This is a genomic window from Sphingomonas sp. LR59, from assembly GCF_036855945.1.
Lineage (GTDB): Bacteria > Pseudomonadota > Alphaproteobacteria > Sphingomonadales > Sphingomonadaceae > Sphingomonas.
In genome coordinates this window covers 442,046-461,978 of the sequence record NZ_JASPFL010000001.1, presented here as the reverse complement: position 1 = coordinate 461,978, position 19,933 = coordinate 442,046, and the positions used below count along the sequence as shown (strand labels likewise).

General features: G+C 67.1%; 22 protein-coding genes and 1 pseudogene. 17 read left to right on the top strand and 6 right to left on the bottom strand.

Annotated elements, in window-relative coordinates; all coding sequences use genetic code 11:
* Nucleotides 1-54: 54 nt before the first annotated feature.
* The 4 genes from QP164_RS02215 to QP164_RS02200 all read left to right on the top strand — a co-directional run bounded on the left by QP164_RS02215 (nucleotide 55) and on the right by QP164_RS02200 (nucleotide 4,843).
* On the top strand, nucleotides 55-1,137 hold the full coding sequence (locus tag QP164_RS02215) for an ABC transporter substrate-binding protein (RefSeq protein WP_333921976.1): 1,083 nt from the start codon (nucleotides 55-57) through the stop codon (nucleotides 1,135-1,137).
* Nucleotides 1,134-2,615, top strand: a complete 1,482-nt coding sequence (locus QP164_RS02210) for an OprO/OprP family phosphate-selective porin (RefSeq protein WP_333921975.1) — start codon at nucleotides 1,134-1,136, stop codon at nucleotides 2,613-2,615. The genes QP164_RS02215 and QP164_RS02210 overlap by 4 nt, the downstream gene beginning before the upstream one ends.
* 226 nt (nucleotides 2,616-2,841) lie before the next feature.
* Nucleotides 2,842-4,143 (top strand): CitMHS family transporter, encoded by a 1,302-nt coding sequence (locus QP164_RS02205; RefSeq protein ID WP_333921974.1) that lies wholly within the window; start codon nucleotides 2,842-2,844, stop codon nucleotides 4,141-4,143.
* A 40-nt stretch (nucleotides 4,144-4,183) separates the two neighbouring features.
* Nucleotides 4,184-4,843 carry an alpha/beta fold hydrolase gene (locus QP164_RS02200; protein ID WP_333921973.1) on the top strand — a complete coding sequence of 220 codons (660 nt, stop codon included), beginning with the start codon at nucleotides 4,184-4,186 and terminating at the stop codon, nucleotides 4,841-4,843.
* A gap of 9 nt (nucleotides 4,844-4,852) precedes the next feature.
* Here QP164_RS02200 and QP164_RS02195 read toward each other — a convergent pair whose 3' ends face one another.
* The 3 genes from QP164_RS02195 to QP164_RS02185 are packed head-to-tail and all read right to left on the bottom strand — an operon-like array spanning nucleotide 4,853 to nucleotide 7,339.
* Nucleotides 4,853-5,866: an endonuclease/exonuclease/phosphatase family protein gene (locus QP164_RS02195; protein ID WP_333921972.1), complete on the bottom strand. Its 1,014-nt coding sequence runs from the start codon at nucleotides 5,864-5,866 to the stop codon at nucleotides 4,853-4,855.
* A 40-nt stretch (nucleotides 5,867-5,906) separates the two neighbouring features.
* The gene (locus QP164_RS02190) at nucleotides 5,907-6,413 is read right to left on the bottom strand and encodes a DUF2141 domain-containing protein (protein ID WP_333921971.1); all 507 of its coding nucleotides are present in this window, start codon (nucleotides 6,411-6,413) and stop codon (nucleotides 5,907-5,909) included.
* Nucleotides 6,410-7,339, bottom strand: coding sequence for a hypothetical protein (locus QP164_RS02185; protein WP_333921970.1), 930 nt, complete (start codon nucleotides 7,337-7,339; stop codon nucleotides 6,410-6,412). Before QP164_RS02185 ends, QP164_RS02190 begins: the two co-directional genes overlap by 4 nt.
* A 239-nt stretch (nucleotides 7,340-7,578) precedes the next feature.
* On the opposite strand from QP164_RS02185, the gene QP164_RS02180 reads away from it, so the two are divergent.
* The 3 genes from QP164_RS02180 to QP164_RS02170 are packed head-to-tail and all read left to right on the top strand — an operon-like array spanning nucleotide 7,579 to nucleotide 9,820.
* On the top strand, nucleotides 7,579-8,391 hold the full coding sequence (locus tag QP164_RS02180; RefSeq protein WP_333921969.1) for a polysaccharide deacetylase family protein: 813 nt from the start codon (nucleotides 7,579-7,581) through the stop codon (nucleotides 8,389-8,391).
* A complete protein-coding gene (locus QP164_RS02175; RefSeq protein ID WP_333921968.1) occupies nucleotides 8,388-9,587 on the top strand; it encodes a glycosyltransferase in 1,200 nt (399 codons plus the stop codon). The genes QP164_RS02180 and QP164_RS02175 overlap by 4 nt, the downstream gene beginning before the upstream one ends.
* Nucleotides 9,584-9,820 (top strand): hypothetical protein, encoded by a 237-nt coding sequence (locus QP164_RS02170; RefSeq protein ID WP_132897865.1) that lies wholly within the window; start codon nucleotides 9,584-9,586, stop codon nucleotides 9,818-9,820. Before QP164_RS02175 ends, QP164_RS02170 begins: the two co-directional genes overlap by 4 nt.
* Here QP164_RS02170 and QP164_RS02165 read toward each other — a convergent pair.
* Nucleotides 9,798-10,562, bottom strand: a complete 765-nt coding sequence (locus QP164_RS02165; RefSeq protein WP_333921967.1) for a COG4705 family protein — start codon at nucleotides 10,560-10,562, stop codon at nucleotides 9,798-9,800. The two genes, QP164_RS02170 and QP164_RS02165, sit on opposite strands and share 23 nt — an antisense overlap.
* A gap of 194 nt (nucleotides 10,563-10,756) precedes the next feature.
* Here QP164_RS02165 and QP164_RS02160 point away from each other — a divergent pair.
* The 9 genes and pseudogenes from QP164_RS02160 to QP164_RS02125 form a co-directional block, all read left to right on the top strand.
* Nucleotides 10,757-10,963, top strand: a pseudogene (locus QP164_RS02160) (RNA polymerase sigma factor); the annotation flags it as partial.
* Nucleotides 10,964-11,190: 227 nt separating this feature from the next.
* Nucleotides 11,191-11,328 carry a sigma factor-like helix-turn-helix DNA-binding protein gene (locus tag QP164_RS02155; protein ID WP_333921966.1) on the top strand — a complete coding sequence of 46 codons (138 nt, stop codon included), beginning with the start codon at nucleotides 11,191-11,193 and terminating at the stop codon, nucleotides 11,326-11,328.
* Between the two features lie 29 nt (nucleotides 11,329-11,357).
* A complete protein-coding gene (locus tag QP164_RS19695) occupies nucleotides 11,358-11,747 on the top strand; it encodes a FecR/PupR family sigma factor regulator (protein ID WP_443027407.1) in 390 nt (129 codons plus the stop codon).
* Nucleotides 11,668-12,285 (top strand): FecR family protein, encoded by a 618-nt coding sequence (locus tag QP164_RS02150; protein ID WP_443027406.1) that lies wholly within the window; start codon nucleotides 11,668-11,670, stop codon nucleotides 12,283-12,285. The genes QP164_RS19695 and QP164_RS02150 overlap by 80 nt, the downstream gene beginning before the upstream one ends.
* A 208-nt stretch (nucleotides 12,286-12,493) precedes the next feature.
* Nucleotides 12,494-13,339, top strand: coding sequence for a TonB-dependent receptor plug domain-containing protein (locus QP164_RS02145; RefSeq protein WP_333921964.1), 846 nt, complete (start codon nucleotides 12,494-12,496; stop codon nucleotides 13,337-13,339).
* Entirely contained in the window at nucleotides 13,336-14,655 is a 1,320-nt protein-coding gene (locus tag QP164_RS02140; RefSeq protein WP_333921963.1) for a TonB-dependent receptor, read from the top strand. The genes QP164_RS02145 and QP164_RS02140 overlap by 4 nt, the downstream gene beginning before the upstream one ends.
* Nucleotides 14,656-14,743: 88 nt before the next feature.
* On the top strand, nucleotides 14,744-15,571 hold the full coding sequence (locus QP164_RS02135) for a hypothetical protein (RefSeq protein WP_333921962.1): 828 nt from the start codon (nucleotides 14,744-14,746) through the stop codon (nucleotides 15,569-15,571).
* Nucleotides 15,568-16,221: a hypothetical protein gene (locus tag QP164_RS02130; protein WP_333921961.1), complete on the top strand. Its 654-nt coding sequence runs from the start codon at nucleotides 15,568-15,570 to the stop codon at nucleotides 16,219-16,221. The genes QP164_RS02135 and QP164_RS02130 overlap by 4 nt, the downstream gene beginning before the upstream one ends.
* Nucleotides 16,222-16,223: 2 nt before the next feature.
* A complete protein-coding gene (locus tag QP164_RS02125) occupies nucleotides 16,224-16,667 on the top strand; it encodes a glycosyltransferase (protein ID WP_333924164.1) in 444 nt (147 codons plus the stop codon).
* A gap of 280 nt (nucleotides 16,668-16,947) precedes the next feature.
* On the opposite strand, the gene QP164_RS02120 is transcribed toward QP164_RS02125, so the two are convergent.
* Nucleotides 16,948-17,301 (bottom strand): glycosyltransferase family 2 protein, encoded by a 354-nt coding sequence (locus tag QP164_RS02120; RefSeq protein WP_333924163.1) that lies wholly within the window; start codon nucleotides 17,299-17,301, stop codon nucleotides 16,948-16,950.
* Between the two features lie 92 nt (nucleotides 17,302-17,393).
* On the opposite strand from QP164_RS02120, the gene QP164_RS02115 reads away from it, so the two are divergent.
* A complete protein-coding gene (locus QP164_RS02115; protein ID WP_333921960.1) occupies nucleotides 17,394-17,576 on the top strand; it encodes a hypothetical protein in 183 nt (60 codons plus the stop codon).
* A gap of 224 nt (nucleotides 17,577-17,800) precedes the next feature.
* Here QP164_RS02115 and QP164_RS02110 read toward each other — a convergent pair whose 3' ends face one another.
* Nucleotides 17,801-19,903: an HAD-IIB family hydrolase gene (locus tag QP164_RS02110; protein ID WP_333921959.1), complete on the bottom strand. Its 2,103-nt coding sequence runs from the start codon at nucleotides 19,901-19,903 to the stop codon at nucleotides 17,801-17,803.
* Nucleotides 19,904-19,933 lie beyond the last annotated feature (30 nt).

Genomic DNA, 19,933 nt, shown 5'->3' with positions numbered 1-19,933 from the left:
ACTCCACCGTTGCAGTCTATCCGAACACAGAGACGGAAGGCGAGGAGAGTGATGATGGCACGAATTTTTCTGAAGATCGCACTGCTGGCTACGAGTTTCACCGCGACCGCCGTCGTGGCGCAGCGCCCTGCCAACTATCCGCGCTCCTACGACCAGCTCATCTCCGACGCGCGCGCCGAGCGGCAGGTGCGGATCTACGGCAATGCCGATCGCGCAGAATTGCTGCCGGTCGTTGCAGCGTTCCGGAAGCGGTATCCGGGCATCACCGTGCTGTACGCGGACATCGGCTCGACCGAGATGTACCGCCGCTTCGTTACCGAAACACGCGCGAAAAAGATGTCCGCCGATCTCGTCTGGTCGTCGGCGATGGACCTGCAGGTGAAGCTGATCAACGACGGCTTCGCGCAAGGCTATGCGAGCCCCGAAAAGCCTGCGCTGCCGCCGGTGTCGGTGTGGAAGAACATGGGCTTCGGCGTCACCGCGGAGCCGATCGGGATCGTCTACAACAAGCGCCTCGTGCCCGCCGGACAGGTGCCGCGCACGCATGCCGCGCTGGAGACATGGCTGCGAAAGAACGTGGGAGCGCTGACCGGCCGCGTCACGACATTCGACCCGGCACGCTCCAACGTCGGCTATCTGTACCTGTCCGAGGACATGGCGATCACCCGCGATACGCGGTCGCTGCTGGAGGCGATCGCGGCGACCAGGCCGGTGCTGTCGCGGACCAGCGAGCCGATGCTGCGCGGCGTCGCCGAGGGGCGGCAGGCGATCGCGTACAACGTCATCGGCTCTTATGCCCTGGAGCGCGCGCGGACCGATCCCCGCATCGGCGTCGCGTTCCTCCAGGACTATACGATCGTCACGTCGCGGATCGCGTTCATCGCGCGCGAGGCCGCGCACCCCGCGGCGGCGAAGCTGTTCCTCGACTTCCTGCTGTCGCGCGAGGGCCAGTCGCTGCTCGCCAAGCGCAGCCTGTGGCCGGTCCGCACCGACGTTGCCGCGCGCCGTCTTCCCTCGAGCCAGGCGCGACCGATCCGCGTGGGGCCACAACTTCTCGTCAACCTCGACCGCGTCAAGCGCCAGCGTTTCCTGCGCGACTGGACCGCGATTCTCGCCACCGGAGCCAAAGCCCAATGACCCTCTTCCGTACCGGGTGCGCCGCACTCGCCTTGATTGCAGCAACCCCGGCACTCGCGCAGGCTCCGACCGATGCCGACCTCGCCGCGCTGGTGCGTGCGCAGGCGGCTGAGATCGCCGCGCTGAAGTCGCGGCTCGACCGGCTGGAGAACAACGCCGCCGTCGCGCAGGTGTCCGCGCCCGTGCCGCCCGTCCAAATCGCACCGCAGGCAGTCGCGCAGAACTCCGAGCCGCGTCGCACCGTGCCGTTCGCGCCGCAGCTCGCCCCTCCCGGCCCCGCCGATCGCAGCGTCGCGCAGGCAGTTGCCGCGCGCGACAATCCGTCGGGCGTGACCACCGAATGGGGCGCCGGCCTGCCCGTCTTCCACTCGGCGGACGGCGTCTACACGTTCAAGCCGCGCGGCCGCATCCTGACCGACGTCAGCTCCAGCTTCGGCTCGAAGTACGACGGCCGCAACATCACCACGACCGGCATGCGCGCGCTGCGCCTCGGCCTCGAAGGCGGCGTCGGCACGCATTTCTTCTACCAGTTCGAGAGCGACTTCTCAGAGAACGAGGTCGACGTCGTCACCGCGTTCGTCGGCTGGCGCAACAAGATCAAGCCGGGCCTCGACTACGACGTCCGCGCCGGCCATCTGTTCAATGACCGCAGCTTCGAGGGCTCGACTGGCTCGGATTCGACGCCGTTCCTCGAACGCTCCACCGTCTCGACCGCGATCATCCCGCAGCGCGGCTTCTACGGCATCGGCGTGATGCCGCGCGTCTTCTGGAAGACCGGCCACGCCTCGGTCACCGTTACCGGCGACCGGATCGACGGCACGCAGACCGTCGGCGACAGCCGCACGGTGCTCGGCCGCTCGCACTGGAACCCGATCAAGTCCGACACCGGCGTGCTGCACATCGGCGCCTGGGGCTTCGACGAGTCGCTGTCGTCGGTCGCCGGCACACTGACGCGCAACACGGTGATCGGCGGCCGCTTCAACGGCGCGCTGCGCGTGTCGACCGGCCCGCTGATCGGCGGGACGGGCACGACCGGCTACGGCGTCGAGCTCGGCGGCTATCGCGGGCCGTTGTGGGTGATGGGCGAAGCGGGCCGCCGCAACGCGCGGCTCGACGGCGGACGCCCCGATTTCGTCAGCAAGGCCTGGAGCGTGTCGGGCGGTCTGTTCCTGACCGGCGACCTGCCGCCGTACAACCCGCGGCTCGGCAGCTTCGGCCAGCCCAAGGTGTTGAAGCCGACGTTCGACGGCGGGGTCGGCGCGATCGAGCTCACTGCGCGCTACGAAAGCCTCGATTTCGACAATCTGCTGACCGGCGGCGACGGCTGGGCGGCGACCGTCGGGGTCAACTGGTATTTGAATTCCTTCACCCGTTTCCAGGTGAACGCGATCCAGTGGAACACCGACAACCGCGCCGGCGACTATGTCGGCAACGACAGCGGCCAGACGGTAAGCGCCCGCGTCGGGGTTACGTTCTGATGTTGGCCGGCATGCGATCTGCCACGACGGCCCGGCCCCACCCCGCCGTCATCCTGACGAAAGTCAGGATCCAGAGCCACGAGGGACCACGCTCCGTAACCCTGGATCCTGACTTTCGTCAGGATGACGGAGTGTTCGTGGCGGCCCCCGCGACAGTAACTGCGGCGACGTCTGCGATGCCTGCAACCCCCAACCCCCTATTCACGCCCTTTCCTAGGACGATGCGATGAACCTTGCCCTGCTCGGCTTCCTGATGGTCGCCACGTTCATGACGTTGATCATGACCAAGAAGATGACGCCGCTGGTTGCGCTCATCGTGATCCCGTCGATCTTCGGCGTGTTCGCGGGCGAGGCCGCGGGTCTTGGCCCGATGATGATCGACGGCATCAAGAACCTCGCGCCGACCGGCGTCATGCTGCTGTTCGCGATCCTGTTCTTCTCGACGATGACCGACACGGGCCTGTTCGATCCGCTGGTCGGCAGGCTGATCCGGATGGTCCACGGCGATCCGATGCGGATCCTGATCGGGACGGTCGTGCTGTGCGCGCTCGTCAGCCTCGATGGCGACGGGTCGACCACCTACATCATCACGATCGCCGCGCTGCTGCCGCTCTACAAGCGCTTCAACATGAACCGGCTGTACCTCGTCTGCCTGTTGATGACGACGAGCGGGATCATGAACCTGACGCCGTGGGGCGGACCGACCGCGCGTGCCGCAAGCGCGCTGAAGCTCGATCCGGCGACGCTGTTCCTGCCGCTGATCCCCGGCATGATCGCCGGCCTCGCGTTCCTGATCGGTCTCGCCGTGTATTTCGGGCGAAAAGAGCGCGTCCGGATGGGTGAAGCGGGGATCACGGCGGACACCGAGTTCACCGGCATGGCCGTTTCGCAATATCCTGAGGCGCGTCGCCCGAAGCTGATCTGGTTCAACGCCGCGCTCGTCGTCACGCTGCTGACGTTGCTGGTCTGGGGCATTCTCCCGCTGTCGGTGCTGATGATGCTGGCGTTCGCGATCGCGATGATCGTCAACTATCCCGGCGTGGCCGACCAGAAGGAGCGCATCTCCGCGCATGCCGGCAACGTGCTGGCGGTGGTGTCGCTGATCTTTGCAGCTGGCATCTTCACCGGCATTCTCGGCGGCACCGGCATGGTCGAGGCGATGAGCAAGGCGGTGGTCGGCGTGATCCCGCCCGCGCTCGGGCCGTACATGGCACCGATCACCGCGGTGCTGAGCATGCCGTTCACCTTCTTCATCTCGAACGACGCGTTCTATTTCGGGATGCTGCCGATCCTTGCCGAGGCCGGCGCGCATTACGGCGTCGCGCCCGAGGCGATCGCGCGCGCGTCGCTGATGGGCCAGCCGGTCCATCTGCTCAGCCCGCTGGTGCCGTCGACCTATCTGCTGGTCAGCCTAGTCGGCATCGACCTCGCCGATCACCAGCGCTTCACCCTCGTGCCCGCGATCGCCGTCTGCGTTGTGATGACCATCGTTGGCATGATCGCGCTTGCCTTCCCGTTCGTCGCCTGAGGTGAGCATCCCCGCAACCCGCCGCTACCGGAGCTTCCGCATGATCCGACCGCGTACACCGTTGATGCTGCTCCCCGCGATGGGCTGCGACGGGCAGCTCTGGGCGCGCCAAATCGTCGACCTCGCCGGGATCGCACAAGTCGAGTTCGGCGACCTCTCCCGGGACGATACGCTCTCCGAAATGGCCGCGCGCGTGCTCGCCAGCGCACCGCCGCGGTTCGCGGTCGCCGGCGTCAGCCTCGGCGGCTACGTCGCGATGGAGATGGTCCGCCAGGCGCCCGATCGGATCGAGCGGATCGCGCTGTTCGGCACGCGCGCATCGATGGACGTCCGGCCTCGTACCGTCGCGGGACAGGGCATGCTCGCCACCGCCCCGCACGCCGATCCGCTGCTGAGCACGATCGTCAGTGGCCCCGCGCAGGCGATGGCGGACCGCGTCGGCCCGGTGGTGTTCGAACGCCAGCAGCGTGCGCTGCTCGCTCGGCCGGATATCAGCGAGGCGATCGCCGCGATCCATGTCCCGACCCTGGTCGCGGTTGGCGATCGTGACCGGATCTGCTCACCCGACGACGCACTCTCGCTCTCGCTGCAAATCCCCGAGGCGCGATTCCACCTGTTGCGTGCCTGCGGCCATCTTGCGCCGCTCGAACGCCCGGGCGAGGTCACCGCCGTACTGCGCCAGTGGCTCAGGGCCGGCTGATCCCTCAGCCTAGCGGCTCGCGGTGGTCATCACTGTGGCCTGCGGCACCAAGCGCCGTTCGATCCGGTATTGCGCGACGATGCCAATGTGATCGGACAGCATCGAGCCATCCGCACGACGGCCGAACGGCGCTGCCAAGGCGATCGGTGTAATCGCGACGGTTGGCGACGAGCGGTACATCAGCCAGTCCTTTGCGCGACCAAGCGACTCCGCCATCGCCAGCGGCTCGGCAATTGGACACGCAGGCGCGGTTCGGCATGTCACGGCGGCGGCCTGGAGCAAATCGTTCCCCCCGAACATCCGCAGGTCGAACTGCGCCCGCCGCGCCAGATCGCGCCCGACGTTGAAGTCCCCCGCGACGAGCACCGGCCGATCGCCCGCGCCCATCGAGGCGATGAAGCGCGAAAGCAGGTCGAGCTGCCGGCGATACGCGTAGATCGCCCTCGCGTTGGGGGCGCCCGATGCGCCGTTCGAATTCAGATGCGTGTCGACCACCAGGATCGGCGTGGCGATGCCGGGCACCGCGATCAGCGCCGCCAGCGCGCCCTTATTGGCGAGGCAGTCGTAACCGGCACATACCGGGTAGGCCATCCTCCGGACCGCGAGGATCGGATAGTCGGAGAAGATCGCCAGTCCGCTGTCGACATGCTTGCCGAGCCGCTCGCCGACCAGCCGGCTGCCGTCCGCGACGAAGCCGTCGTCGCCGGGGGCGCGTGCGCCATCCGCATCCTCGGCGGGGCCGAACGCGACGTAGCGATAGCCCGCGGTCCGGCCGATCGCCTTGGCCTCGGGCACGAAAGCCTCCTGCACCGCGACGATGCTAGGCTGGACATGCCGCTCGCGCATGACCTTCAATTGGTCGCCGATCGCCTGCAATTCGGTCGAGCGGTCCTCGACGATCGGCCAGGGCAGACCGTGCACGTTATAGGTCATCAGCGTGATGTCGTGCGCCGCCGGGATGGCGGCGGCGGGAGCGATGGTCAGCGTTACGGCGGCAGCGGCCACCATCAGATATCGAAGCATGATATCGTCCTCTTGAAGACAGGTAGAAAAAGCGGCGCGGCTAGCGCTTGAGCGGCGCGAACGAGAACAGCCCGCTGCGATAGTTCATCACGACATGCGTGGTGGTCAGGCCGTCATGGACGACGACCGTCGCCTGATCGGCATGCGGCTTCGAATGGCCGAGTCGGGGATTGCTCGCAAAGCCGATGCCGTCGTGCAGCAGGCTGAACCCGTGCCCGCCGTCACGCGCATGGACGACGCTCAGCGCATACGCGCCCGGCGTGGGCACGCGCAGGCACAGCGACACGCCTCCCGATGCCGGTACCGTCAAGACGGCGCGGCGGAATACCTTGCCCTGCCCGATCAGCACATTGTCGTCGGCGAGAAAATCGCCGTCCTTCGCCGGGTAGAGTTCGGCCCGCAGCACGCCGACGCGATCCTTCAGTCCATCGACGTCGACGATCAGCGCCGGGCCTTGTTCGTGCGGGCGACAGCGCGCGTCGGCGGTGCCGAGCGCCGGGGTCGAGGGCGGCGTAGCGGCCAGCGCCAGCAGGGCAAGCAGGATCACTTGGTACGCTCCATGGTCACGAGTTCGACGGCGGTCAGCGCAGCGCCGAGCAGCAGATGGGTGATGAGCCAGAGGCCGGCGATCATCGTCAGCACCGCGGTCACGTCCGACGTCCGCCCGACGGTGAACGCGACCAGCCCGGCGAACACGATGTCCTTGTTGGGCAGCAGCGGCAGCCGCGATACGAGCAGGCGCAGTGTCGCGAGCGCGAGCCACCAGGCGAGCGGCGCGGCGGGCATCACCGCCGCCCACAGCAATGCGGCGAGCAGCGTGGTCGCGACGATCCGAAGGAAATGGATGACCGCGATCCGGCTCAGTTCGGGACGCGGCAGGGTCAGCAGCTTCTTGCGCAGGACGAGCGTGACGAGCGACGGAATCGCCATGCTGGCCGCCGATATCGTCATCACCTTGGCGTCGGTGCCGAGGTGCAGCGCGCCCAGCGCCTGCCAACTGACCACGGCCAACGCCAAGGTGCAGACGTTGGCGACCACCGCGGACAGGATCGAGACGTCCTTGATCGCGCCGAACGGCGTGCCGACCATCGTCGCGTGTTTCCGCGCCCAGCCGTAGAAATACAGTTCGCCCGAATAGCCGAGCACGATCTCGTTGCTGATCCGCTTGCGTAGCAGCGCGAGGATTCCGCTGGGCGGGAGCTGCCAGAGGCGACGATAGATCACCCATTCGCTGAACGGCGTCACCAGATAGCCGAGCGCGAAGATCGTCCAGAACAGTGGCGAGTGCGGCACCATCCGCAGCATCTCGCGAACGTCGATCCCGCGCAGCTGCCACAAGGCGGCGATCAGGATCGCGGCGGACAATAACGGCGCGAGCCAGCGGCCGAGGAAATTCTTGCGGACGGTCGTCGGCGTCAACTGCGGCAGTTGCACGCGCGTCAACGGTGTCATCGTCAGCGGCATGTCGTTCATGCGGCGTTCCTTCGAACGATACGGGGTCTGGGAAGTCTCGCGAATCGCGCATCGGCGGGACGGGAGACGGGCAGGCAAACCATGATCATGGCCCAACGACGCCGCCGTGCGCGGCCCCCACAGCCCTGGCTGTCGCTGCAATGAAATAAATTTTTGACACACACGAGGTCAGGACTGCGGACGCAGATCCGCGGTGCCGTCCCGTCAACAGCGATGCCATGACGAACGAGAGCTATACGATGGTACAGACCCAATTCGCCGATCCGGCCCCATTGCGGGCGCCTCCTGCCGACAAGCGCCTGGTCGTGTCGATCCACGATGTCTCGCCAACTTTCGCGCTGCCGATCGCGATGCTCGCCGAACGGATCGAGGCGATCCTGGGCGGGCCGCGGTTCGCGATGCTGGTGGTGCCCGATCACTGGGGCAGCGCGCGGATCGATCAGTCGCCGGCGTTCGTCCGGCGGCTGCGCGACTGGGCGGATGCGGGCGTCGAGATGTTCCTCCACGGCTGGTTCCACCGCGATTCCAGCGCACACCGGGCCGGCGCCAACGCGTTGAAGGCGCGCTATATGACCGCGGGCGAAGGCGAATTTCTCGGGCTCGATGCGGTCGAGGCGGAACTCCGGATGCGCGCCGGCCGCGACATGGTCGAACAGGCGATCGGCCGGTCGGTCGCGGGGTTCATCGCCCCCGCCTGGCTCTATGGTCCGGACGCGCATGCCGCGTTGAAAGCCTGCGACTTCGCGCTCGCCGAGGATCATTTCCGCGTCTGGCAGCCGCGGACCGGCGCGATCGTCGCGCGCGGCCCTGTGGTGACCTGGGCCAGCCGCTCGCCGGCGCGTACCGCCAGTTCGCTCGCGGTCGCTGCGATCGCGCGCACAATGCCCGACTGGATGCCGACGATGCGCGTTGCGGTCCATCCCGGCGACGTCACCAAGGAATCGCTGCTGACCAGCATCGACCGCACGCTCCGCACGCTCGCCGAACGCCGCACCGTGTCGCGCTATGCCGATCTGGTCGCCGAGCCGGTCCCGTTGGCGATAGCGGCATGAAGATCGTCGACGTCTGCGCGTTCTACACCCCGACCGGCGGCGGGGTGCGGACCTATATCGACCGGAAACTCGTCGCGCTCGCCGATCGCGGTCACGAAATCGTCGTGATCGCGCCCGGCGAAGAGGATCGCGAGGAACAGCGCGGCCCCAATGCGCGGGTCCGCTGGCTGCGCTCGCCCCGCTTCCCGCTCGACCGCTCCTATCGCTATTTCGCCGATCGCGAGGCGCTGCACGCAATGCTCGACGAAGAGGATGCAGATGTCGTCGAAGTGTCGTCGCCGTGGCGCAGCGCCTCGATGGTCGCGGACTGGCGGACGCGGTCGGGATCGCGCGCGCGGCTATCGCTAATCGCGCATGCCGACCCGCTGTCCGCCTATGCCTATCGCTGGTTCGGCAACGTCGCCTCGACGCAGGCGATCGATCGCGCGTTCGACTGGTATTGGCGGCATCTGCGGCGGCTCGATGCGCAGTTCGATCATATCGTCAGCGCGAGCGAAAGCCTGACGCAACGCCTGCGCGACGGCGGTCTGCGCAAAGTGACGACCGATCCGATGGGGGTCGAGCCGGGCCAGTTCTCGCCACGGCTGCGCGATCCCGAGCTACGCCGCGAGATGCTCGCGCTGTGCGGACTCGGCGAGGATGCGCTGCTGCTGATCGGCGTCGGTCGCCATGCCCCCGAAAAGCGCTGGGACATGGTCGCGCAGGCCGCGGCGATCGCGGGCACGCAGGCGCCGGTCGGGCTGCTGATCATCGGCGGCGGTGCGCGGCAACGCCGGGTGATCGACGCGATCGGCGACAATCCGCACGTCCGCCTGCTCGAACCGGTCCGCGATCGCGGCGCGCTTGCCCGCCTGATGGCGAGCGCCGACGCGCTGATCCACGGCTGCGAGGCGGAGACGTTCTGCTTCGTCGCGGCGGAGGCGATCGCGTCGGGGCTGACGCTGATCGCCCCCGACCGCGGCGGGGCGGCCGATCTCGCCTGCGCGAACGACGGCGCCCTGTACCGGTCGGGCGATGCGCAGGATGCCGCCGAGGCGATCCTAGCGGTCGCCGGCACGATCGAGACCTCGCCACAGCGCCGCCGCCCGGTCCGGACGATGGACGATCATTTCGACGCACTGCTCGCGCTCTACGGGGCCGGCAACGACTCCGCGATCGATCACACACGACGGTATCAGCAAGGAACAGGACGATGACCGCGATTGCGCCACCTGCCTTCATCATCAACGAAACGTCCCGTTTCGTCGCACCGACCGCGCGAACGACGCGGATCGAGCAGGACCGCGTGCTCGACACGCCGCAGACCGTTGCGATGTCCCCGTGGCGCGCGCCGCTCTTTTATCTGTCGTTCGTGGCGGCGGCCTTGCTGTTGGTCGCGGTCGCGATCATCCTGGCGTGGCGGATGATCAGCGGGTTGCGCCGAGGCTGATACGCGCACGCTGCGACGGCAGGGCCAGCACCAGTACGACGATCGCCACCGCCAGGACTGCCGACGCCAGCGGCCGGCTGAACGCGAGCCCGCCATGATCGACCGGCTTGTCGAGGAAATCGCCGACCGCCGCGCCCAATGGGCGTGTCAGGATGAAGGCGCTCCAGAACAGCAGGACGCGGTCGACCGCGGTCCACGCATACAGCGCCGCGATCACCACCAGCATCGCGCCGAAGATCACCGCCGCACCGCCATAGCCCAGCCCGCTGGTATCCGCGGTCCAGTCGCCCAGCGCGGTACCGAGCGTCTGCGAAAAGGTGATCGTAATCCAGTAGAACAGTTCCGCGCGCGGTTCGTGCACGGTCTCGACCGCGACCGATCCCAGCACCGACCGCCACACCGCCAGCGCCGCGACCACGCAGGCGAACAGCAGCGCGGACCCACCTGCATAGCCGATCCCGAGCGAGCGCGTCGCGAAGTCCGCCATCGTCGTACCCGCGGTGGTCGAGGCGATGATCGTCGCCCAGTATAGCAGCGGGTGATAGCGGTGCGCGGCGATCTGTCGCCAGACCAGCACGATCAGGATCGCCAGGAAGATCGCGGTGCCGATCAGATAGCCGAGGTTCATCGACATGCTGACGGTGTCGCCCGCGGTCTCGCCGAACGTGGTGGCGAGGATCTTGACGATCCAGAACCCCAGCGTCACCGCGGGCACCTTCGCCAGCGCGTCCTTGTGCGTCATGTCCTGCTCCTCTTTGTGCCAGCGTATAGTGATTTTTGCCGGGTATCGCATGACTTTACGGTGCCGCAGTCTGACAACCCGCCCCTTCGCGGGGAGGACAGTTCGGTGCCGACCCCTGCGTCACCCACCATTTCAAACGCGACTTCCGATCCACCAAGGCGCTAGAGAGCAACCATGTTCGAACGGGGCATGACATTCGGAGCGACGTCGTAGCCGACGCGGATCCTCTTCAGCCTGCCGGTCTATCGGCGGTACTTGCGGCGCATCGCCCGCAGCTCGTCCGGTTCTTCACCGGGCGGACGGGTAGCGTCGCCGAAGCCGAGGACGTTGTGCAAGAAATCTGGCTGCATATCGCCCAGCTGACAACGGGGCCGGTCGCGGGCCCGATCGCCAACCCGCTCGCCTATCTGCACCGGATCGGCATGAACATCGTCCTCGACCGCGTGCGGGCGAGCGGCCGGCGAGCGCGACGCGACAGTGGCTATGTGGAATCGACCACGACGGTTACCGGGGGCTGGCCGCGGGCGCTGAGGCGATCGACGACGCGCCCTCGGCGTTCGACGCGGTCGCCGGACGCCAGCGAGTCGCGCAACTCGCCGCCGCGCTCGCCGGTCCGCCCGAGGGCGCGATGCGCGTGTTTCGCCGCCACAAGATCGTCGGTCTGTCGCATGCCGAAGTCGCCGCCGAGTTCGGGATCAGCCGCAGCGCAGTCGAGAAGCATATCGCGGTCGCGCTCCGCCATCTCAGAAAGGCGCTAAATGATTGATTTTCGCGCCGGACTGCGGTGGCTGGCGTATGGTGGCGTCTATGAGGCGAGCGGGGGCATCCGCTCGGAACGAGGGTGCCGTAATGGATGCAACGACCCAGGATCCGATCGACGCAGCGGCGACCTGGCACGCGCGGATCGATGCGCCCGACATGGACTGGGCAGGCTTCGGCGACTGGCTCGACGCCGATCCGTCGCACCGCGCCGCCTATGATCTCGATCGCGCTGCTCGATGCCGAGATCGCCGCCGCGGCCCCCGCGATCGCCGCGTTGCTGCCCGCGAACGACGACGGCGCTTCCGATCGTGCCCCGCCAGCGCGCTCGACCCGCTGGCGGTGGATGGCGACCGGTACCGGCGGCGCGCTCGCCGCAGGTCTGGCGTTGCTGCTCGTCGGGCCAACGTTAACCGACCCCGATAGCGGCGTGCAGACCTATGCGACCGACGCCGGTAACACCCGTGCAGTCACGCTCGCCGATGGCAGCGCGATGCGGCTCGATCGTGGGTCGCGCGTGTCGGTGTCGGGGGGCACGACCCCGCTGATCGAGATCGCGGACGGCGCGGCAAGCTTTTCCGTGCGCCACGATCCATCGCGGACGTTAATCGTCCGCGCGGGCGGTTATGACATCCGCGACGTCGGCACGCGCTTTGCGGTCGTCAATGCGCAGGGACGGATCTCGGTCGCGGTCGCCGAGGGCAGCGTCAGCGTCGCGCCGCACGTCGACGATGGCAGCGCGTCGACCACATTGACCGCAGGGCAGCGGCTCGACATCGATCCTGCCACCGGGATCGCCGCACGCCGGACGGTCGCACCGACGTCGGTCGCGGACTGGACCGATGGGCGGCTCGACTATGACGGCGTGCCGTTGCCGCTGGTTGTCGCCGATATATCGCGGTATGCACGCACCCCGCTGGTAGTCGATCCGTCCGCCGCGGGGCTAGTTTTTCCGGGGTTTTGACGATTGGCGACGGCTCGCGGCTTCTCGATCAGCTTCGCGCGGTGCTGCCGCTACGCCTGCACCGCGCTGATGGTGTCGTCCATATCGAGCGCGCCGGCCCACGCTGACCCCACGCGCACCGACCCGACACGCGCCATCGTCCTACCCGCCGGATCACTGCGCACCGCGCTCGATCTCGCTGGCCCGCCAGACCGGCATCTCGATCGGCATGGCCGGCGCGCTGCCCGATGCGCCGGCCCGCAAGATCACGCGCGCCAACGACGTCGCGCAGGCGCTGAAAAGACTGCTCGCGGGAACGCATCTACGCGCCGTCCGCGTCGATGCGACGACTTGGCGGATCGAGCCCCTGCCCCGCTCTCCCAAAACCGCGCATGCCGTGCCACCGCCGATCGTCGAGGGCGGCGACATCATCGTCACCGCCAGCAAGCGCGACGAACGCCTGTCCGACCTGCCCGCGTCGATCACGATCCTCGGCGGCCCCGCGCTCGACCGGCTCGCCGGCAAGCGCGGTTTGGTCGATCTGCTCGCGACCACCGATGGTGCCTTCTCGACCAATCTCGGCCCCGGCCGCGACCGCGTGTTCCTGCGCGGCGTCGCCGACAGTGCGTTCAACGGCACCAGCCAGTCGCTGGTCAGCCTGTATCTCGACGATGCGCGGATCGGCTATTCCTCGCCCGATCCCGATCTCCGGATGGTCGATATCGACCGTGTCGAGATTCTACGCGGACCGCAGGGCACGCTCTACGGCACCGGTGCGCTAGGCGGCGTGATCCGGATCGTCACGACCGCACCCGATCTCGACGAGGTCTCGGGCAATGTCGCGGGCGAGGTGACAGGTATCAACAATGGCGCATTCGGTGGTGCGCTCGACGCCACGCTCAACCTGCCGATCGTGACCGGGACGTTGGCGTTGCGTGCGTCGGGCTGGACCGAGACGATGCCCGGCTGGATCGACGACACCGGTCGCAACACGCGCAACGTCAACCGCACCGCGCGCAGCGGGGCCGCGCAGCGCTGCGGTGGGCGATCGGCGATGGTTGGACCGCCACGATGAGCGGCATCGGCCAACGGATTGATGCGCGCGACAGCCAATATGCGACCAGCGGGCTATCGCGCGCGACGGCGATCGCCGAGCCGCAGGACAATGATTTCCTGTCCGGGTCGCTCGATATCCACGGCCCGATCGGCAGCCTCGACGCGCAATCGACCACCTCGATCGTGTCGCATGAATTCGGCAGCACCTATGATGCGAGCGTCATGGCCGCTGCGCTCGGCACAACCGCACCGGTTGCCTATGTCGAGGATCGCGCGATCCGGCTGGTGACGCAGGAGGTTCGGTTGAGCGATCCGACCGCACGCCACCCCTGGATCGTCGGCGCGTCGATCCTGCATGCGACCACCCGCCTGAAAGGCCGCTTCGAATCCGACGCCAGCTCCGTAGTCGCGCGCGACGACAAGGAGGCGGTGTTCGAAGCGGCGGTGTTCGCCGAGGGCACGCAACGTCTGTCGTCAACGCTCGACCTGAAGATCGGTCTGCGCGGCTTTGTGACGGTCAACGACATCGAGCAGCAAGGTCCCGACGACCAGAGCACCACCAAGCTGGGCGTCACGCCGAGCGGCACACTCAGCTGGCACCGCGACGACGTCGGACTGATCTGGCTGCGCTATGCCAGCGCGATCCGTCCCGCCGGTGTCACCCGGGCATCGATCAGCACCGAGCAACGCATCCCCGGCGATGAGTTGCAGAGCATCGAGATGGGCTGGCGCATCCACGGCCTCGACGACCGGCTCAGCCTCAGCGGCGCGATCTTCGGATCTTTCTGGGAGCATCTTCGCAGCGACGTGGTCGGATCTGACGGGTTGTTCGGCACGGTCGATGCGGGGAACGCCACAAACTACGGCGTCGAGTTCGGCGGACGGTTCGACGCGCGGCCCTACACGATCGACTTCGGCACCACGATCCAGCGCGCGCGACTGACGTCACCCGCCAACGATCGCGCCTATGATCGCGCCGGGCAGGACGATCGCCGCCTGCCGGTCGTGCCCGATTATTCCGCGCGGCTGGGGATCACACGACGGTTCTCGCTGATCGGGATGCCGGCGAGCGGGTATGTCACGGCGCGGTATATCGGCCAGACGCGGTTGAGCTTCGATCCCCTGCTCGATCGGCCGGCGGGCGATTATGCCACGATCGGCGCGGGCGCGACGCTCGACGACGGACCACGACACTGGTCAATCGCGATCGACAATCTCCTCGATGGACGTGGCAACAGCTTCGGGTTCGGCAATCCCTTCACGCTGGCGACGACCACGCAGACCGTTCCGATCCGACCGCGGGCGATCACGCTGAGACTCGCGATCGGGCTTTAGCCACGGCGCCCCCGCGCGATGCATTCGCGCGCGGCGACTAAACGATGTCATTGTACGTTACCCGACGCGGGGCTAGCGGCATGCTGCCATGTCGATATCGCCCCCATCGCCCGCCAAGTCCTTTAACTGGTTGCAGCCCTTGCCGGGACTGCGAATCCTGCGGCGTGGCGACGTACCGATCACGCGCGTCCAGATCTATGGCCAGCGTTGCAGCGGGACCAACCTCGTCACGCGCGCGATCGAGGCGAATATGCCCGGCGTCGAGATCACCGAGGCGTTCGGGTTCAAGCATTGGTTCGTACCGCCGCAGACGCTGTTCGTGAAGGATACGCTGGTGCTGGTCGTGGCACGCGATGCGTATGACTGGGCGCGCAGTCTCCACCGCCAGCCCTGGCATGCGCACCCCGAGCTGAAGGCCAAGCCGTTCGACGCGTTCATCCGCAGCGACTGGCACAGCTATTGGGACGATCATTTCGGGCATATCGAGCCCGGCCATCCGATGCATGGCGACGAGATGCTGCACGAACGCGATCCGGAGACCGGCGAACGCTTTGCCAATTGCATTGCCAAGCGGACCGCCAAGCTGCGCCATTGGTCGTCGCTGAGCAACCGCGCGCACAACGTCGCGCTGCTCGGCTATGACGCGTTCGCGCGCGATCCGGCGGCATTCGTGAGCGCGTTGGCGGCGGCAGCAGGCTTGGCGCACCATCCACAGTTCGTGCCGATCACCAGCTACAAGGGACAAGGCTACGCGCCCTATGTGCCGACGGCGTATCCCGATCTTGCAGCAGCGGATGCGGCGCATATCGCCGCCGGGCTCGATCCCGAGATCGAGGCCGCGTTCGGCTTGAGCGCCGACTATGCTGATCGACATCAATCGCCTTCGCGCGTGGCTCCGGTACAGCAATCGGCATGAGCCAGCCGATCACGTTCTTCATCCATCACCAGGGCCGCGGCCATGCCAACCGCGCGATGGCGATCATCCGCGAACTGCCGCCCGAGCGCATGGTGACGATCCTGACCGCCAAACCGTCGTTGTTCGACGGGTTCGAGCGGCCGATCACGATCGCGGCGCTGCCCGACATGATCGGCGCGCCGGTGCCGACGCCGGGGCTGTTCGCACAGGCCACGCCCGAGGTGATGCACTGCGTCCCGCTCGGGGTGGCGAAGACGCGGGCGACGATGCGGACGATCATCGACCATCTCGACGACGTCGATCCGGCGCTGTTCGTGGTCGACGTCTCCGCAGAGATCGCGTTGCTCGCGCGGATCGCCAGCGTCCCGGCGATCAGCATCCGGATGCACGGCGACCGGCTCGATCCGGGGCATCTCGGCGCCTATCAGGCGAGCGTCGGCCTGCTCGCGCCCTTCGGCGAAGCGCTCGAGCAAGGCGACACACCAGGCTGGGTGCGCGCGAAGACATGCTACGCGGGGGCCTTTGCACGACCGTCGATCCGGTCCCGACCAAGGCCGAAGCGCGCGCGAAACTCGGGCTTGATCCGAACCAGGAGATTATCGTCGTACTCACCGGCGGCGGCGGCGCGGGCACGCCCTATGCGCCGCTGACGATGGCGGCGCGGGCGGTGCCGGACGCTCAATGGCTGGTGCTGGGGCCGGTCCACCGCGAGGGACACGAAACCGATTTCGGCAATCTCGTAGAGCTCGGCTGGGTACCGGGCGTGACCGACCACATCGCCGCGGCGGACGTCGTGATCGCATCGGCGGGCGACAACACGGTGCACGAGATCGCGCGCGTGGGGCGGCCTTATGTTTGCGCGCCCGAATGGCGGTATTTCGGTGAGCAGACGCGCAAGGCAGAGCGACTTGCGGAACTGGGTGCGGCGGTTGCGCTTCCAGCGTGGCCAGGCGCGCTGGCACCATGGCGCGGGATCCTCGATGCGGCCAAGGCACTCGATCCGGCGGCCCTTGCCGAACTTTACGACGACGACGCGGCGAAGGTGGCGGCGGAGTATCTGGAAGCGCTGGCGGTTTCTTTGTGGGCCGCGGGGTAAGCACGTTCCAGCCCGCCCCCCGGCGGGGGAGGATCGAAAGTGGGACGCCTTCTAGCCCCTCGCTTCACGCGTCATCCCAGCGAAAGCTGGGATCTCATCATGGGGCTCCCGCCGGCTGTCTCACGAGACTCCCCGGCGTTCGCTGGGGTAACGAAATTGGGGACATGCCGGAAAGCGGAAGATGCGTAGCGGGAACAGGGCAGGCAGAGGCAGCATAGGCTGATGTCGGCAAAGAGAGTATTCACGACCTACACGCGTAAAGTCGGGCAGGCACCCGGCCTCAACTGAACAGCGTCTCCGGTGACATCTTCGACGCAATCATTTCCGCGTCGTTCGGCTGGCGCAAGACCGTTATCGTATCCGCATCCCACGCGATCAAACCGTTCTCGGCGAACTGCCCGAGCCAATATTGCATGCACCACCGCCCCCATGTCGCCCGAAACAACCGCGCATTGCGGATGATCGCGTCGAAATGCTGGTAGGCCGGTGTGTGGACGATGTGGTGCTGATGATACGCGCGCGCGCCTCCAACCCACCACATCGCGACGCCCGCGCGCTCCAGTCGTGCGGCGAAGTCCGTCTCCTCCCCGCCATAGCCGACATAGCGTTCGTCCATCCCCCGGCTCGCGTCCAGTCCGCGGCGGAAATCCCAAACGACAAGCCCCAGAGTTCGCCATGCGTGGGTGTCGGACGGATCTCGTCGAGAGCGATCGGCGGCTTGTCGGGGTGGCGCTTGCCGATCCGGTCGAGCGCAGCGAAATCGATACCGTCCGCGATCGCGCCAGCGGGAAGATACAGAACCTCTCCCAACCGAATGCCGCCAGGCTCGGATCCCGTCTCGACATAGCGTTCAACCAGGGTCGAAGACGGCACGCAATCGACGTCGAGGAAGATAAGTTGCTTGCCTGATGCCGCCGCCGCGGCACGATTGCGTGCCGCGGCAAGCGGCATCGCGTCGCCTGATACGAACACCTCCCGGATCGGAAAGTCGGTGGAGGGTAGATCGATATGCGCCGCCGGCTGCATATACGCGATCACCAGTTCGTCGGGCTTGCGCCGCGACGCGTTCAACCCGGCAATCAGGTTCGCCAGATGCGCACGACGCCCGCGGACGAGCGTGAGGACGCTGACGCTCACGAGGCCCGCTTCCGTACGGCGGCGAGCGACTCCGACTGTTCGGCCGCGGCGCGGAAATACGCCACGCCTTCGATCACCCCGCGCGCATGATGGCCGACCGCGACATAGCCATGCGCGAGGTCGGCACGCGTGCCGAGGCCATCCGAATAATTGCCGACGATGATCGCGTGGCGCGACGAGCGCAGCATCTCGATATCGTTGCCGCTGTCGCCCGCGACGATCACCTGCCGCGGTTCGAGGCCGAGGCGGCGGCGGACATGCTCGACCGCCGTCCCCTTCGATGCAGCGTGCGGCAGGACGTCGAGATAGCGGCCGTGGCTCTGGATGATCGAACAGCTATGGCCGTGTTCCGCCAGTAGCGCGCGGACGCGTTCGGCCGCCGCCACGTCGCCGTCAGCGAAATAGCTGAGCTTGAACCGGCGTTGTTCGAGCGGGCTTTGCGGGGTCAGTCCGGCGTGCTGGCCGATCAGCGCGGCAACCGCGTCGCGATCCCATCCGGCGGCGATGATCCCGTCCCATTCGGTGTCGCGGTCGTACACCGCACCGCGCACCGTCCGGTAATAGATCTCCGAGCCGACCGACGTAATCAGGATCTCGGGGCGTGGCGCGTCGTGCTGGCCGAGCACCGCCATCGCGCTGTGAAAGCTGCGCCCGGTGGCGATCGCGAACGCAACGTCAGTCTGCGCCGCATGCCACGCTGCGAAATCGCCGACGCCTTGCGCGCAACCGATCAGCGTCCCGTCGATGTCCGAAACCAGCAACAACGCCGGGTCGCGCTCAGCGAGCGGAACCGCGGAGGCGCCGACGACCTCCTCGAGCAGGCCCACGTAAAGCTGTACGTGGCGGTCCCAGTCATACGCCCGGATCGCGACCGACCCCGCCGCTGAATAGCGCGACCAGAGTGCAGGATCGTCGAGGATTTTGAGGATCGCATCGGTAATCGCGGTCGACGAGCGCGGATCCACGAGGATGCCGTTGCCGCACGTCTCGACGATGTCGTTCGGACCACCGCTGTCGGTCGCAACCACCGGCAGCCCGCTGGCCGCCGCTTCGAGCAAGGTGAGCCCGAACGGTTCGTTGAGCGCCGGATTGACGAAGATGCCCCGTCTGGTCCGCGCATGCGCATAGACCGCAGCGATATCGTCGGGACGATGCTGTTTGGGATACGCGACCTTGCCGTACAGGTCGTAGCGATCGATCAACTGAAGCAGTTCGGCGATGTTGTCGCGGATCTCGGGCTCGAGCGTCGCGCTGTCGTCGCGCGTCCCGGCCAGGATCACGAGGTTCGCCGCAGCCTGCAACGCAGGCGACCGGCCATAAGCGTGAACGAGCGCGGCGAGGTTCTTCTTGGTGACAGGCCGCGCGATCGCGAGGATCACCGGTTTGGAAGGGTCGTCGAGGAACCGGTCGATCAACGCGTCGACGCGTGCGTCGGTGCGGCAGTTGGCAAACTGTTTCAGGTCGCTGCCGGGCGCGAATACGCGAATCCGACCGGGATCATAGGCAGCATAATCGGCATACTGGACCTCGGCCTCGTCGCGCGAGGAGGCAATGATCGCGGCGGCACCCGCGATCGCCTCTTCCTCGATCGCGATGCGCCGATCCAGCCCGGCGGTCTCCGCACAGTCGCGGTCGAACGCGGCCAGCTTTACGCGACCCAGCGAGTGCGCGGTGAAGACGTAAGGAATACCGGTCCGTGCCGAAACACGCGCCGCGACCAACCCTGCATCGGCGTAGTGCGCATGCATGACGTCGGGCGTGCGGTCGAGCGTGGCGATATGCGCGACCAGGGCCTCGACCAGGCTGTCATGCTCGGTCCACAGGTCTTCCTTGACCAGATACGCATCGGAGGCCGTCGGCAGGCGGACGATCCGCGTGGTGCCGTCGATCGTCTCGATCGGCTCGGCATAGCATTCGGCATAGGCCATGTGCCGGAAGGCGCGGGTGACGATTTCCATCCGGTCGATCGCCGGATTGCGACCGCTGGCAGAAACGAGATCGAGCAAATAGCGGATATGCCCCCCGGTATCCGCGGTGAGTCCGTATTCGACGTCGGTTGCGCGTAGACACCCCTGTAACGCGATATGTAGTACGAACACCCTTCCCCCGTTCATCTGGAATTCACACAA